At 62.1% G+C, this 15,866-nt stretch carries 14 protein-coding genes; 8 read left to right on the forward strand and 6 right to left on the reverse strand.

Annotated elements, in window-relative coordinates; genetic code table 11:
* Window positions 1-9: 9 nt before the first annotated feature.
* Entirely contained in the window at window positions 10-630 is a 621-nt protein-coding gene (locus R2855_17995) for an ABC transporter substrate-binding protein (GenBank protein ID MEZ4532891.1), read from the reverse strand.
* Between the two features lie 505 nt (window positions 631-1,135).
* Between R2855_17995 and R2855_18000 the strand changes: the two genes are divergently transcribed.
* The 8 genes from R2855_18000 (at window position 1,136) to R2855_18035 (ending at window position 9,308) form a co-directional block, all read left to right on the forward strand.
* Window positions 1,136-1,534 carry a hypothetical protein gene (locus R2855_18000; protein ID MEZ4532892.1) on the forward strand — a complete coding sequence of 133 codons (399 nt, stop codon included), beginning with the start codon at window positions 1,136-1,138 and terminating at the stop codon, window positions 1,532-1,534.
* Window positions 1,522-1,701 carry a hypothetical protein gene (locus tag R2855_18005; GenBank protein ID MEZ4532893.1) on the forward strand — a complete coding sequence of 60 codons (180 nt, stop codon included), beginning with the start codon at window positions 1,522-1,524 and terminating at the stop codon, window positions 1,699-1,701. Before R2855_18000 ends, R2855_18005 begins: the two co-directional genes overlap by 13 nt.
* 508 nt (window positions 1,702-2,209) lie before the next feature.
* Window positions 2,210-2,395, forward strand: a complete 186-nt coding sequence (locus tag R2855_18010; GenBank protein MEZ4532894.1) for a hypothetical protein — start codon at window positions 2,210-2,212, stop codon at window positions 2,393-2,395.
* Complete coding sequence (locus R2855_18015; GenBank protein ID MEZ4532895.1) at window positions 2,392-2,676, forward strand: hypothetical protein; 285 nt, start codon at window positions 2,392-2,394, stop codon at window positions 2,674-2,676. Before R2855_18010 ends, R2855_18015 begins: the two co-directional genes overlap by 4 nt.
* 2,903 nt (window positions 2,677-5,579) lie before the next feature.
* Window positions 5,580-6,197 carry a hypothetical protein gene (locus tag R2855_18020; protein MEZ4532896.1) on the forward strand — a complete coding sequence of 206 codons (618 nt, stop codon included), beginning with the start codon at window positions 5,580-5,582 and terminating at the stop codon, window positions 6,195-6,197.
* 194 nt (window positions 6,198-6,391) lie between these two features.
* Window positions 6,392-6,499, forward strand: a complete 108-nt coding sequence (locus R2855_18025) for a hypothetical protein (protein ID MEZ4532897.1) — start codon at window positions 6,392-6,394, stop codon at window positions 6,497-6,499.
* An 830-nt stretch (window positions 6,500-7,329) separates the two neighbouring features.
* Window positions 7,330-7,524: a PH domain-containing protein gene (locus R2855_18030; protein ID MEZ4532898.1), complete on the forward strand. Its 195-nt coding sequence runs from the start codon at window positions 7,330-7,332 to the stop codon at window positions 7,522-7,524.
* Window positions 7,525-7,697: 173 nt separating this feature from the next.
* Complete coding sequence (locus tag R2855_18035) at window positions 7,698-9,308, forward strand: PH domain-containing protein (protein ID MEZ4532899.1); 1,611 nt, start codon at window positions 7,698-7,700, stop codon at window positions 9,306-9,308.
* Between the two features lie 269 nt (window positions 9,309-9,577).
* On the opposite strand, the gene R2855_18040 is transcribed toward R2855_18035, so the two are convergent.
* The 5 genes from R2855_18040 to R2855_18060 all read right to left on the reverse strand — a co-directional run.
* Complete coding sequence (locus R2855_18040; protein MEZ4532900.1) at window positions 9,578-10,138, reverse strand: hypothetical protein; 561 nt, start codon at window positions 10,136-10,138, stop codon at window positions 9,578-9,580.
* Between the two features lie 68 nt (window positions 10,139-10,206).
* Window positions 10,207-11,988: an amidase family protein gene (locus R2855_18045; protein ID MEZ4532901.1), complete on the reverse strand. Its 1,782-nt coding sequence runs from the start codon at window positions 11,986-11,988 to the stop codon at window positions 10,207-10,209.
* Window positions 11,989-12,117: 129 nt separating this feature from the next.
* Window positions 12,118-13,344: a hypothetical protein gene (locus tag R2855_18050; GenBank protein MEZ4532902.1), complete on the reverse strand. Its 1,227-nt coding sequence runs from the start codon at window positions 13,342-13,344 to the stop codon at window positions 12,118-12,120.
* A gap of 16 nt (window positions 13,345-13,360) precedes the next feature.
* A complete protein-coding gene (locus R2855_18055; GenBank protein MEZ4532903.1) occupies window positions 13,361-14,593 on the reverse strand; it encodes a nuclear transport factor 2 family protein in 1,233 nt (410 codons plus the stop codon).
* 153 nt (window positions 14,594-14,746) lie between these two features.
* Window positions 14,747-15,866: LuxR C-terminal-related transcriptional regulator (locus R2855_18060; GenBank protein MEZ4532904.1), on the reverse strand; the 1,120-nt coding region annotated here is incomplete at its 5' end.

Here is a 15,866-nt window from a genome sequence, read left to right on the forward strand (position 1 = left end):
CGATCTGGGTCAGGGGCGGGACGTCGATGACGAAGTAATTGTCGTCATCTCACCTGGTCGAGCTGCTCGGACGAGCAACGAGTGACGGACGTCGGCCTGGCCGGTCAGCAGGCGCCGACGCGCGCGTTGGCGTCCTGGATGTAGTCGAAGACGACGGTCTGGATACCAGGCGCGCCAGCCCAGTAGTCGGTGTTGGCTTCGGAGTGACTCGGTTCTCACTGTAGCCGATCCATTTGTAGGGACCGGCGCCGATGGCACGCTGGGTGAAGAGGTGGGATCGGCGATGTCCGCGCTCGGGAAGATCGGCGCGACCGTGAGCGATTTCTCGAGCGGGCCGAAGACTTCCGCGGTGACGACCTCGACCGTGGTGGCGTCCACGATGCTGACCGACATGACCGTAAAGATCAGTCCGTGCCAGGCCATACCCGCATCGGGGTTGCCGGCGCGGTCGAGGGTGGCTTTGACATCCTCGGCGGTTACCGGCGAGCCGTCGTGGAAGGTGACACCCTCGCGCAGGGTGAGCCTCATGGTGGTCGGGTCGGTCATTTCCCAGGCCGTGGCGAGGTGCCCGACGATCGTGCCATCGGCGCTGTCATAGCCAAGCAACGAGTCGTGGACCAGGGAAGCCACCTGGGCATCGACCAGTCCAAAGACCGTGTAGGAGTCCCACTGCGCCGAGGTCGGGGGTTCGGCATTAGCGATAACGAGCGTGCCGCTGGGCGCCGTCTGGGCGTCACGCCCGAGACCGACGTCTCAGAGAGGAGCGCGACCGCTCCGGAAAGGAGAGTCCCAGCGCCGCAGCGCGCTTGAGCGGCTTCGCGCCGGGTCATGGTTCCGCGAGAATCGCCTGGCGGAGCTCATTCAGTTCGAGTTCGCGTGCTTTTTCCACTGTGATTCGCTCCTTTGCGCTGAACGTCGAACACCTACGACATGACAACGTTCTGGTGATGTTCCCGTCCTTTCCGCTGTTCCTACGATCGATCTCCTCGCGCAAATGACTCCGCGAACGCTGGACCCGGGCGTGGATGGAGCGAACTAGAGTCGAGTTACTTGCATCATAGCAAAACGCGGTAAAAAAGGAGATTCGGCAACCAACGGGAGCAACGAAGCAGCAAGCCCACCTGGCCCAGGAGTCGTGGTGGTCACGGCAAGTCCGGTCGAACTCAGCCCATCGGATCGATGTTGGCCGATACCGCGCCAGCTCGAGGTTCTGCGCATCATCCGCGACCATGGCGTCATCACGCAACGAAACGGCAGCCTGTTGCACACGAGCGCGAGCCAGGTCAGCCGCCTCACCGCACCGCTCATCGCGCGCAGCATCGTGACGGTCGAACCGCGGTTGCCATTGGTCGAGGGTCGTCCAACCGAGCTGCTGGCATTGGCGGAAGATACGCACTTTGTGTGGTCTGGACGTTGGCGGTCCGCGCAAGAGGCGTCGACGAGCTTGAGCGGACCAGGTTGGTTCCATGCAGGCATGCTCACCGGATCGCTTCCGGAACCCGGGCGCAAATCATCGAACGGTTGGCCGATTTGATCGATCGGGCTATCGAGGACAGCGGATGTGACGCGATCGGATGTGCTGGGGTTGGCGCTGCGCGCGCGATCATCGACCCGGTTTCCGGGGTCATCAGCGCCGGTCCGGAGACGCCTTCGTGGTCGCCGGAGTGGGCCAATTTCGACGTTCGCGGGGAGCTCGCCTGAGCGCTCCTCGGGATCGTTGGTCATCGACGACACGGTCCGCGCCTCGGCTGCCGCTGAACGGCAATATGGCAACGCGCGGGGTGTCGACGATTTCGTCTACGTGCTGGCCGATTCGGGGTTGGGGCGGCGCTCATGATCGATGGGCGGCCCTATATCGGACCGGCCACCTGCGTGGCGAGGTGGTCACATCACGCTCGATCTCGATGGGCCGGTCTGCGGTTGCGGGCGGCGCGGCTGCGTGGAAATGTATGCCTCGACGAGCGCTATGCTGGCGTAAGGGACACACGATACTTCGACCTGGAGATCGGTTCGATGTCCGACCTGATCACGAACGCGCGCAGGACTCGGGCGATGGCGTACGAATCCTCATCGAGGGCGAGGCGTATGGGACGGTGATTAAGCATCCTGCTCTGACCCTCCTTTCCCCGCATTGATCGTGATCGGAGGACGCGCCACCCAATCGACGGTGTACATGGAGGCCGCCCGAACTCGCGCACAGGCGGAATCGTTGGAACAACCGTTTGGCAGCGCGCGCATCGTGACGAGCAGCCTGCTGGCAAACTCGGGCGCGCTGGGAGCCGCAACTCTGATGCTCAACCAACTCGGCGGCGTGCGGCGCTACCAATTCCACGCCGCCGGAGAACAGATCCTGTCTGCCAACCCGTTGCTGACACCAGAAGGAGCACCCTCATGAGTCGACAACCGTTGCGCGTGCCGGCGATCGGGGTCGCTCCCGACGATCTCGAGTTCTACTGTGGCGGCACGCTGGCGAACTGCCGCGCGGGGAGACTAGTGGTGATGGCCGTGGTCACCAACGGGGATATCGGCTCTGCGACGCACTCGATGGAAGGAGATCGCGGCCATCCGCAAGCAGGAAGCGCTCGATCTTACTGCGATGATCAGCGCGGAGCTGGTCTGGATGGACTATCACGACGTGAGCCTTCAGTCGACGAGTCCACCCGTCGCCGAGCATGATCGAAGTCATTCGGTACGCGCACCGGATGTGCCGCTCGGTCATTGGACCGACGACTATCACCCCGATCATTCGTTGAGCGATGGCTGCCCGCGATGCGCGTGCATCATGACCGGCGTCCTGTTGATCGTCATTTTGGCTTCCGCCTATCTCAAGAAGATTCCCACCCACTTTCTGCCGACACACCATGGCTGGTCAACTTCGTGCCAGAGGTCTATGTGGACGTTACGAGACGTTCTCGATCAAGCAGCAGATGCTGGCCTGCCACAAGAGCCAGAATGCCTGGATCAGCGATGTTTTCGGAGGGCCGAAGCATTGCCCAAATGAGTGGAAGTGCAGACCGCGTTTCGTGGCTGCGGAAGGTGCGCGTATGCGGAAGGGTTCCGGGCGTTGGAGACGCTCTCCGCGGGCGCGAGATTACCGGTTGCTTCCGTTTGAGTAGCGCGATACCGAGCGGTGGCCGGGTGTCCGAGGTGAGCCGATTTGGCAGGCAAGATGACCGGGCAGCCACGGAGGGCTGCGGCTACGCGGGATGGTCAGGTTGACGGGGCAGCCACGGAGGGCTGCGGCTACGCGGGATGGTCAGGTTGATGGGGCAGCCACAGAGGGCTGCGGCTACGCGGAAAGGGCCGGTTGACGGGGCAGCCACAGAGGGCTGCGGCTACGCTGGGTGGCGGATCTTCCCTTGATCAATGGTTGTCGAGAGCGGTGATCGTCTCCGGGTGAACAGCTCGATCGAGTCGAGTTGCAGGTCGGCGATGCAATAAGCCAGCGGTGGTCAGCCGCGGAGTTCAGTGGAGGCGGGATGGCGATACAGGTCATCTTGGCGGCTTTGGCGGCGAGGACACCTGCGGCGAGTCTTCCAGGGCCAGGCAGTTGGCAGGCGCAGACGCTGGCGCGGCGCGCGCATTCGGATATATACACCGCGGGGTGGCTTGCATAGGGTTCGTGCTCGGCGGATTGCAACACGGCGAAGTCGCCGCGCAGGCCAGTTTTTTCGAGCACAGCCTCGATGATCTCCATCGCCGAGGAGGAGGTAAGTCCGACCGCGTATCCGGGTGCTACGCGCGGCGCGCACGGCCTCGACCGCGCCGGGAAGGGCTGCGCCCCCGCTCTTCGATCAGGGCGATGACATTGCTACCATACGCCTTCGACTTCGCGTTTGATGGGTTCGCTCCACGGATGGCGGGCATACCAGAACCCTCGACGACCTCATCGGTGCGCAGCCCCATGGTGAGGAAACCGTCTTCTTCCACCACATGGGCACGCCGATGGCGTCTATGGCGCGCGTTTCGGCGATGCGCCAGAGTGGGTTCGAATCGATCAACAACCCATCCATGTCGAAAATGACCGCTTCGATCACGTGCGCGTTACTCCCTGGGGAACCGATTGCGCCCCGCCGATGGTTGGCGGTGGCGTGCCACGCCGGGACGCACTGGCGGACGAACACGCCGCGACGGGCATCCCGGCCCGTTGATTGCGCTCGATACGGTCGAGCCGAACGTGAATGCTCTGAAACTGCTCGGCAGTATTCTCGTCCGATTTCGTCAGTGAACGAGCTCGCCAGCGTTGCAGCCGCGATATCAACAGGGCGACGCCGATGAACATCAACCCGGTGGCGATGAAAGGACGCGGCCGGGATTGAGACTTCGGGAATTTGTCGCCGTATCCGACGGTGGAGAGCGGCCGAAACCGCCCAACCAGAGCCCGTCGCTCAGCGATCGAATATTCGATTGCGGATATTGCCGTTCGGTAGCCGTCAGCGGAGACGCCAAAGGCCAGCACGATGAGGAAGACCGCGCTGCCGATATAGAAGAGCGAGCGCAGACGGAAGAAGAACCGATGCTGTTGACCGCACGGAATGCCGCGACGACGATCAACGCCAGGCGGACCAGATCTGGTCGTCTCAAACCTGAAAGAGCACCAGCGGGCCGGTCATGAGCAGCGCCAGGGCGGCAACGTTGATATCCACGCGTGAATCGTTCGTCAGGACAACCGATAGGGCGGTGTCGGCCACCAGAATGGCCCAGAAGACGCATGTCCGCGATCCAGATTGCCTGTGACGATTCGAGCGGTGAGGTGATGGCAACCTGCGGGCGAGGAGCAGCACGAGACAGAACGCGCTGACTACGGCGATGGCAGGGTCGGCCTTGACCGGTAGGCGCTCGAAACGCCCGACTTGGGCGTCCTCCCGGACTTGCCCGGTTACCTGCTGGTGACCATTTCGCAGGCGGCTCTTCCAGTTCGATGGAACGGTCGACGTATCGCTCGAGGGATGGCGGCATCATAGCGCAGTGCCGGACAGGCTATGCGATGATCTGTGGTATTAGGCGGATGTTCTGGCAAGCGAAAGAGCACGACCGATGCATGTCGAAGGCGTCGAGATTTTGGGGCCTGCGCCCGGCGATCTCAAGCACCGGATGTCCTGCGTCCCGAAGCGCTGAGCTTCGTCGCGGCGCTTCAGCGGCGGTTCAATGGCGGCGGAAGGAGCTGGGTGCTGGGGCTGATATTCCAGCGCGGGCGCCCGCATTGGTGGCGGGAGACTACGCGGCACTGCAAAAATCCCGATCCAGTAGTACGAGGTTCCTGGCAGGTGGCGCTACTGCCCGGCGCTGAACGACCGCTGTTCAGGAGATCACCGGTCCCACCGACCGCAAGATGATGATCAATGCACCCAACTTCCGGGCGCAAAGGTTTTCATGGTCGATCTGGAGGATTCACTTTCCCCCAACTGGTGGAATGTGATCGACGGTCAGCGCAACATCATGATGCGGTGCGCGGGACGATCTCGTTCGAGAACCCGACGCTACCGCAAGTACGCGCTTCAACGATGAAACCGCCACGCTGGTGATCCGGCTCCTGGTGGTATTTGGACGAACGGCATGTGACGGTTGACGGTGAGCCGATGTCCGGCCAGCCTGTTCGATTTCGGGCTCTCGTTTTTCGCCAACGCGCGGGAGCGGCTCGATCGCGGCGAAGGGCCGTTCACTACTTGCCGAAGCCTGAGACGAGCTATCTGGAAGCCCGGCTCTGGAACGATGTTTTCGTGGCGGCGCAAAATGCGCCCGGTGCCGCAGGGTTCGCTGGTACGCGCGACGGTGCTGATCGAAACGATCATGGGCTTCAGTTTCAGATGGAAGACATTCTGTATGAGTTGCGCGATCACTCCGCCGGTCTGAATGCCGGTCGTTGGGACTACATCTTCAGCCTGATCAAGACCTTTCGCACCAGTCCGGATCACGTGCTGCCTGACCGGGCAGTGCAGGTGACGATGGCGGTGCCGTTCATGCGCGCCTATACCGAACTGCTCGTGCGCACCTGCCACAAGCGCGGAGCGCACGCGATCATGGAATGGCAGCGTCTATTCCCAGCCGGCGCGATCCGGAAGCTCAACCGGGTGGCGCTGGCGAAGAAGTGGAAGACAAGGAACGCTGGGCAAAATGCGGGGTACGACGGCACGTGGCTGGCGCATCCCGATCTGGTGCCGACCGCCAACGAAGTGTTCGACGCCAAAACCGGGTGAGAACCAACCATACAGCAACTGCGCGAGGATGTCGCTGTTTAATCATGGCAGAATTGGTGGATACGAAGATCCCAGGGTCGTCGATCACGGACGATGGGCTGCGCATGAATGTCAGTGTTGGCATGCAGTAATATCGATCAGGGTTGCGGCAAACCCGCGCGGCGGCGATCAACAATCTGATGGAGGACGCGGCGATGGCGGAGATCTCGCGCGCGCAGATTTGGCAATGGATTCGCCAGCATTCAACAGCACGACCGACGATGGCGAGCCGATTACGATCGAGCGGTACGCGCGGTGCGTGATGAGGAGCTGGACAAGCTGGGGCGCACGCCGACGCTGGAGCAGGCGGCGGGTGTGCTCGCGATCTGCTGGTGGAATCGATGATTTCATCCTGCTCCTGACGATTCCGGCGCATGCGTTGCTGGACTAGGAATGATGAACGAGCGGAACGCAAGACCGGGCGGGTTGTGGTCCGGGGAACGGGTTGCGGGGAATGAGAGATTCCTCGGCAAGCTCGGAATGACGAAGGCGCGAATGACGAGAATGGACGGGGCACGGCGGCGTCTGCTCGATCGGGCGGGGTTGTGGTCCGGGACCGGGCTGCGGGGAACGAGAGATTCCTCGGCAAGCTCGGAATGACGATGGCTCGGAATGACGAAGGGAACAAGAGATTCTCGACAAGCTCGGAATGACGATGGCTCGGAACGACGAAGGGAGTGAGATTCCTCGGCAAGCTCGGAATGACGAAGGGGCGGAATGACGATGGCGCGGAGTGACGGTGGCCTGAAGAGACGAGAATGGTCAGGATGAACGGATGAGCGCTTCGCTGCCAACAGCGCACGGCTCCGGGAGCGCTTCCCTGACGGCGACTGGATTCTGCTGCGACAGAAACGCCTGCGGCGTTGGTTCTTCCGCGTCATGGGCTGTTGCGTGACTGTTCTGGACTTTGCCATTCATCATCGCGGCGATGCCTAAGCCTTCTGGTTCGCCGCTGATTCCGATCCGGTTCGCCGGACTTCGCGATCGCTCTCCTGCTCTCTTGCTTGCGCATCTGCTCTGGGGCTGTCCGATGGCTGGTGGCAATCGGGGAGCGTGAGCTAATGGTGGAACGGGGCATCCTCTTTCGACCCGCGTGTTCGCGCCTTTCGACCGGGTGCAGCAAGTGGATGTCGTCACCACGCCCGCCATGGCGGGCTTGAACCTGACCGAGCTCGTTCTGCAATCATCCGCAGGGGGAGGCACCATGCTCCTCGGTCCGGAAGATGCCGCAACGATCCTCGAACGGGTGCGGCTGAATCAGCCGCTCGTTCCCCTCATGCACCGATGACATCCAGGTTGCGGCCGTTTGCGCTGCATCGAACCGAGAGTGGCTCCGATGACTCGGATGCGCCGATCGATCCGGATCATCGACCGTCCGTCGCAGACCGTCCGCCAGCACCTACTGGAAAACACTGCCAACTCACGATTGGTCTGGCAACGCTGTTCACGCTCCTGCCTGGCGTGATCGCGTTGATCCTGGTGATCGGATTCGGGCTGTTCTACGAGTACGGCGAGGAGCTGCCGTCTTTCCTGCGAGATACGGTGCTTCAGGACGTCATCGATTACGAGATGCAAGGCGCCGGGCCGATCATCGATCAACTGCGCAGCAACCGGTATCACCTGGAACTCACGATCATCATCGGCCTAGTGGCAGTGATGTGGATTGCGGTGCGAACGCTCCAGTGGCGCACCACCACGTATGGAGTCGATAGCGAGGATATCTGGATTCGGGGCGGCATCTTCTGGAAATGGGAACGCCGCTTGCCCATGGCGCGGGTGCAATCGCTCGAGCTTTCTTCGAGTTGGCTCGACCGGATCCTCGATCTCCGCTCGGTGGAGTTCGTTTCTGGCGCGCCGGACCGGTCGGTGGCGAGTATCCGGTTGGCGGCAATTCCCACATCAGAAGCGATTCAGATTCAGCGCATCATGCTGGGGGCGACGCACACAATTCTGGCGGACGGATTCGCCGAACTCGGGCAGGAGCGCGAGCAGGTGCAGCTTGCCAGCATCACCACCGGACAGCTCATTGCGGCAGGGATCACCAGTTTCGAGATCAGGCTGAGTTTCGTGGGGGCTATCGCCGCGTTCCACCTGTTCAGCAAATCGTTTCTCAAGGAATGGCGCAACGACCTGATTCACTGGTTCGTAAACACGATCGAACAGAAGCATGCGCTTGCCGACCTGGTCGACTTCACCCTGCTGTTGCTGCTGGTGTTCTGGCTCTTGTCGATCGTCACTTTTGTCACCACGTTCAGTCGGTTCCGGCTCGAACGGGCAGGGCATCTGGCGTTGATCGAGCATGGTTTGGTGACCCGGCGCTGGCGCGCGGTGCTGCTGCCACGGGTGCAAGCGATCACGTTCGTGGAAACCCCGATTCAGGAGTGGCGCAACACCGGGTCGATACGCATGGAGCTGGCCGGTTCGCAACAGAAGACGCTCGAGCGAAAGATGCTGCTCCCGTCGTTGCCACGCGACGAGGCATTGGCGACGCTGGAGAGATTGTTCGGCGGAGCGTTCTTCGAGAATCTTGCCCGTGAGATTCAGCAATTCCAGCGTGTGCCGCCAACGTACAAGCGGACGTACACGATGTTCTGGCCGTACCGCATTCTCGGCCTGACGGCGGCTCTCCTGGCGGTCGACTATCTCTCGCCTGACGTTCGGTTCGAGCATCTCACGTTCCTGGGACTGGCGCTGCTGGCGATTCCGGGATATCTCTATGGCCGCAGGCAGTTCGAGGACGCGGCATGGCTGATCGATTCCGACCGTGAGATGATCGTGCGGGAACGAAATATCAACCGGCGTACCATCGTCTGTCCCGTCGATCGGTTGCAATGGCGCGGCATCAAGCAGATGACCTTGCCATTCCGCAAACCGGGCGGAGCCACGCTGGTGGCATACGTGGCAGCATCCGGGAAGGTCGATGGGACGGGGAAAGGGATCATCGGAACCGGGTGGCCGATTTACGATGGGCGCCTGCGGATTCGCGGCCTGCCACGAGCCGAAGCAGACGAGTTGCTGAGCCAGATGGGACCTCAGCCAGATCAGCCGCAGTATCGGCCGCATGTCGTGTGAGCGACCGTCGGGGGCGATGGACTGAGTCGTTCCGGTTGCCGTTCGAAGCGTTTTGACGGATTGCCCGGCTCGTCCAGGACCCACCGGTGAGACGCTGGGCTAAACCCCATTGCAGTTTCCCGGACTCCACATGATTCCATGTTGGGCTTTTCGGCAATCGAGGAAAGTTCCGAGCGGGAATGAACAATCGCCGGCCTGGGCGCCGGCGATTACACGAAGATTTCGACGATGTGGTGCGAGGGCTGGTCCGTGGACCGGCTCGACCCAGATCAGGCAGTTTCTTTCTTGTAGCCGAGGGTATCGGCCAGTTGCTGCATATATGCGGCTTCAGACGTCGTGATCTTCTCTCCACCGAACCCGAGGAAGCCACCGGTCTTGGTTGCCTTCACGGCGGCATTGGCGGCGGTGAGCAGCAACTGCGCCCAGGCATCGGCATCGTCGGCGTTGCCCTTCGCGAGAATGAGCTCGTGCGACGATTTCGCGGCGGCGATTCCGTCCTCGACTGCCTTCTGCGCGGATTCCGGTGTGCTCTTGGCTTCGCTTTCCGCTTGATCGATGTCGGACGGATCGGTGTCGGTCACAATCTGTTTCAGGAGAGGATTGCTGGAATCGCCGACGAAGATCGCCGAGGCGCGCATTGCGGCCATGATCTCGCGCATGAGCCCAAAAGCGCCGCTCTTTTCACTCATGCCAGCGCCGAGCACCACTGCGCCAAGCGCCTTGGTCAGCGTGGCAAGCTCTTCTTTGGAATAGGTGTCAGCCGGCGCCTCGACAACTTCCGTGACGGTTTCGACGACTTCGACCGTTTCGTCCTTTTGCTCTTCAGCCATAGTGCTCCCTCACCTCCTGTTGGTTGACCGAACCGACCTCAAAGGGTACCGCATCGCGTTGCGGCGGTTCAGGCTTCGCCTTCTGGAGTCGCCTCCTCCGGGGTTGCCTCCAGATTTGGCACAACCCGGTACGGCCCGGTGGTCTCAAAGGCGTAGGCATAGCCGACCAACCGCGCATCGGTGCAACTCGCGCCGATGAACGTGAGGCCCCCGCGCCAATCGCCAATCAAACCCCGTGGCACCGTGATGGCGGGGTAGCCCGCCAGACCGTAGTAGAGCGACCACGAATCGTCGAGCGAGACAAGCGCATCGACATCGTTCGAGACCAGCAGGTCATCGATATACGTCTGAGCAACTTCCGTGGCCGCGGCGGCCATCTCCGCCTCTTCCGCTGCCGTGAGTGTGCAGGCTTCCGCTTCTTCCAGCCGGGATTGACCGAGCGGCATGAATATCTCGGGGTTGCTTCTGTTGATCGCGATGATGTCCGCGAGCGTTGCCGGGTCTTGCAGCTGGTTTTCGGACAAGTAGGCGTTGACACCATCGCGCAAACCGCACGTGATGATTTGCCACCAATCTGGCTCCTCGATGCCTGACTGTTGCACGACCACGACTTCCGCGCCTGCGGCTTCGAGCGCATCGAGCACGCCATTGGTGCTGAACCCGGCAATCACCTCTTCGTCACTCATGGATGGGTCGGGTCCGACCAGACCGATTCGCGCGCCCTGCAGAGCGTTGGGATCGAGCGCTGCGATGAAATCGATACCGGCGACCGGCGATGCCGCGGAAGAGCGTGCATCGGCTTCGTCGAGGTTGCTGGCGAAGACGGTCATGGTCATAGCGACATCGGAGACGGTCTTGCCCATCGGCCCGGCAGAATCCCAGACGGGCGAGAGGGGAATGATGTTGTCTGCACTCACCAGGCCCACGGTCGGGTGCATACCGACGATGGAGGCATAGGCCGACGGAGAGACGATGGAGCCGATGGTTTCGGTGCCAATCGCCAGGGGCGCGAAGTTCGATGTGACCGCCACCGCATTGCCTGTACTCGAACCGCTGGGATCGCCGCCGAAGGGAGTGTCGGTCTGGCCGCCGTAGGCGCTATAGCCATTGGCGATCGACATGTGCATCCAGTTGGCCCACTCGGTCATGTTCGTCTTGCCGAGAATGACCGCGCCGGCGTCCCGCAACTGTTGCACCAGGTAGGCATCGTGAACGGCCAGACTGTCGGCCAGCGCGATCGCGCCGGCGGTGGTGGCCATCGAGTCGCCGGTGGCGATGTTCTCTTTGAGCAAGACCGGAATGCCCTGCAAGATACCCTTCACCTCCCCGTTGGCGCGCTGCACATCGGCAAGATGGGCCAGGTAAAGCGCGTCCGGGTTGAGTTGGGAGACGGAATTGAGCTGCCCGGCATCGTAGGTGCGGATGCGGTCGACATAGAAGAGCACGAGTTCCTGAGAGGTCAGCTTGCGCGCTTCCAGAAGCCCCTGCAGTTGCTGCACGTCTGCCTCGACGATCATGGCCTGGAGCTCGAGCATGCGCTCGGGAGAAATCTTGGCCAATCCTTCTTCGAAGGGTGAGAAGTCGAGCGGTTCGTATGGGGTATTGGGCAACCAGGAGAGATCGTCCACGGCTGGTTCTTCCGTGGAGCCATCGTCCTGCGGGGCCGCATCGTCGTAGGTGGGCTCTTCCTCGTGGTAAAGCTCTTCCTCAGAGGCCTCGCCGGTGTCTTCTTGCCACTCCTCATCCTGGGCATGAGTGAGCGAAACAGGCATCGCCGGCACAAATGCGGCGAGCATGAGCATGGCAACGAGGAGCAGACGGATTCGGATCACCAGAATCGCCACCAGCACGAAATCGATCGACGACCAACGGGACGGTTCGCTCGATCCGGTTGGACACCGAGGTGACTGAATCCGGCGCGACACGACGTCGCGGCGGAGTGTAAGACATTCACCTCAAAGACGGCTGCTCCGCCCCGGCTATGCCCCAATGGCGGTATCCCGATGCGCGCGCAACCAGGACGGCGTGATCTGCTCGGTCAGGGCGTAGCGGAAGCGCTCGATGCGCTGGGAACGTGGGCCGTTGCCTAGGTAGTCGCGCACAAGGTCACGTCCGGCGAAGTAGGTGAAGATGTATGGACGCCAAAGGGGATCGTCGATGAAGCGAAACCGGCGCTCGGCGCGTTCTTTCGGCGTCAGTTCCCAGCGCATCAGGTAGTCGATGACTTCCGACTCGGTCGCGCCCTGCTCGTGACGCAAGATGGCGGCATTGCCGGCCACCGCGCGCAGCTTGCCGAAGAGCGTCTCGATCCGTTCCTCACGTTCCGGGTCACCCTGCACACCCATGGCGGGATAGAGCACCTCGGATTTGAAGACGATGCCCTCATCGCCCGGGAAAATCTGTTCCTCGGCGACGGTTGCGATGCCTTCGCTGATGACGCACTCCGGGGTGTTGATGAGATGAATGGCGTGCTCAGCGTAACCACGCGCCTGATAGAGATTGCGGTCCTTGAGGGAATGCTCGGTGTGGTGGCCGGGATAGCCTTCGTGAGCGGTGAGGTCGGTCATGGCATTGGCACGCAGCGGAAGATCGACATTGATTTCCACCAGCGATTTGGCGTTCCCGAGATACCAGTTGTATCCCGACCAGGGCTTGTCGACGACAAAGGCGAGCTCGATCTCCTCGCCGGCCGGGAGATCGACGATATCGAGCGTGCGATTCCTGGTTTCGTTGAGAATCAGGTCGAACCCGGCGCGCGCCGTGGCGTTGTCAACGATGTACTGATCGCGCCACGCGTTCGTTCGTTCCAGCAGCGGTCCACGGCCTGGAACGATCTCTTCCAGCTCGGCAATTGCCGCGGCAAAGGTGGATTCTGGCTCCATCGCGATGTCGATATCGAAGCAGGCGGCAACTTCGTCGCGATACGGCACAACGTCGCCTTGCAACGTGCGCACGACCATATCGATGGCGGTGAGTTGCTTGTCGAGGTACTGCTGCCGATTGGCGGGATAGCCCTGCGACGGGAGTTGCTCGTGCAACGCACGGACCTGTTGGTGAAGCGCTGCGAGCGACGGCATCGGCTCCATCTCGGCAGCGGCTTTGAGCTCGTCTGGGCCGACGTAGGCGTCGATGAATCCGGGAAAGTGCCGCTCGATGCCGAAGGCGATGCGCAGGTAGTCGGTACCAAAGGTGTCGATCGTGTTCATGCGGGAAGCTTAGCAGTCAGCATGTGAGTCGCATGGGAGAGGACGGATCGACGCCATGTGGATTGATTTCGCCAAAAACGCACTCGAGCATCACGCCCTGCACTCCAACGATCCAGGCCGATGCCACCACCTTGCCTACATTGAGCAATCCCTGATGGTGAGCGGCGGCGTTCCACGTTTCTGCGACCGAACCCCGTCGTGGCAGAACGACGACGGATTCCAGGTTCTCCTGTATGACGATCCCGCCGCCAGGCTCCAGCAGCGCAACTCCGGCGACGAGCTGAATAGTCCCCTTTATCGCTGTGTCAGCCCGTTCGAGCAGCTCGATCGAGATTCCGGGACCGATGAGGCCACTCGTTCCGTGGCCCAGAAGCTGCTCGGCAGGGGGGTACGGCGCATGAACCTCATGGTCGGGCGGTGTGAACACGAGCGGAACGAACAAGACTGCTATGAGCGAGACCGCTTCCGATGTCGCCGCGCTCAATACGATGTGTCCCCGGGGAATACGGATCGATTCGTCGATACCTACCGTGAATGTGCCGTCCAGTGACGGGTTGCGCTCCTCTGGATTGGCGAGCGTCGAAACGACCGCCAGGCCGGTGTCCCGGAACTGCACGCTCCCTCGTTCGGGAATCAGGAGAGCAGGGGCCTGGATGGCAACATGCCCGGTGCTCCCCGCCGCAAACGAGATACGCGCCACGACCAGTCTGCGCGGCTCATGAATCTCGAGCATGTAGTCGGACCCACCGTCAGATGCAACGAGTCCTGAGGCGGCGCCCGTGGAGCTCCACTCCGTAATGCTTCCATCGACAACGCGGAAGGTATCGATCTGCTGCCGCGCTGGCGCAAGCGTCAATGGGGCAAAGGGAGACTCCGGAACCGTTCCGTAGTCGAGTGAGATCCGGGCGACAACGATTTCGTTGCTGGCAGTCAGTTCTTCGACCGCGAATCGCAGCGCGGGGAACGCCGTCCGAAGCCCACGCAGATAGAGCAGAAGATCATGCTCGCCGGCGTCGGACGGCGCACCAGCGAGCAAGCTCGGGTGGACGACCGCGCGGATGCCGGACATGTCGCCGGTTTCGACGTAGCTCTGTACCGCAAGGTAGTAGGCGCGCACTTTCGACACCGCGAGCGGGGAACCCGCGTCGATCGGCTGCGGGCTGCGCAAGTCGGCAGATTGCACCAGGGTCCAAAGCGTGGCGCCGGTCAAGAACGAGAACAAGAGCGAGTTGGCCATGGTTCGTCGCATGCAACACCTCCTCGGCGCCGGTGCGCGGTACCTGGGTAACCCCTGGGGAGCGCACGCGGGCCTACGGTGATTGTTCGCGATCCATCACGACCAAACATCGCACCGGGTACTGAGATCGATACGTATTTCTCTGCCGAGCGCTCGACTGAGGCGCTACGCAAGCCCACGGCGCACCGCCAGGGCTGCCGCCTCGTGCCGGTTGGAGACACCGAGCTTGGTAAAGATGCTCGATGTGTGCGTGGTGACTGTTCTCCGGCTGATGAAGAGCATCTCCGCGATCTCGTGATCGGAGCGTTGTTCGGCCAGGAGCCGGAGCACGTCGAGCTCACGCGCGGTGAGCCGGAACGGTCCCGAAGCAGGCGCGAGCTGAAGCGCGTCCGCGCGTGCGTGCGTCTCCAGCATTGCGCGTGTTTCGGCCACGATTTGCTCAGGCAGCAAGCGACCACCGTCTTCTCGAAGAGTCGCGAGTGTTTCGTCGTCGAGCAGGGATTGCAATGCGATCTGGCGCTCGTCGAACATCGCTCGGTCACGCGGATAGACGACCGCGCCAATGCGTTCCCGCAGTGCCTCGGCCGCTCCCAGCAGGCGAGCCGCGCGTTCGGGTTGTCCCAGATCAACGGCCACGGCGGTGAGCCCGTTCAGCACGCTGGTGCTGTGTTGCAGATGGCGGTCGCTCGGGCCGATCTCGAGCGCCTCCAGGTAGCGCTCCCCGGCGCTGACCGGATCGCCGCGCATGACCTCGACGACACCCATTCCGCCGAGGGCGTCGACGAGCATCCAGGAGTCGTCTGCCGCTCGCATATGCGCGATCGCCTGCTCGAAGTACGCCGCGGCGAGATCGAGTTCGCCTTGCATGATCGCAGCGTCTCCCAGGAGCGCGTGGATGCGGCCGATCATCTTCAGGGTGGGCGTCCCGTCAGGCCGGAGGTGCTGGAAACGTGCGAGCGCCTCGATCAGGAGCGGGGCGCCGCGATCGAGATCGTTCATGCGAAATGCCAGCGCGCCGAGTCTGGCCAGCTTGTCCGCAACCACGTGGTCCAGACCGGCATCATGGGCAAGCGTCAGTTCTTCCTCCCAGTACGAGCGCGCTTCCTCGTAGTTGCCCTGGAAATAAGCAAGCTGACCCAGCGCGGCCAGCCCTTTCACCCTGATGTCTGCTGGAGCATCCGGATCGTGTTCGAGGGCATGACGAATCCAGCGATTGGCCTCGTCATACTGACCACGGATCTGCCAATAGTCGTCGAGCGCAACCGCGAGGCGAAGCAGTCTGCGC

It is taken from the genome of Thermomicrobiales bacterium, assembly GCA_041390825.1.
Classification (GTDB): domain Bacteria; phylum Chloroflexota; class Chloroflexia; order Thermomicrobiales; family UBA6265; genus JAMLHN01.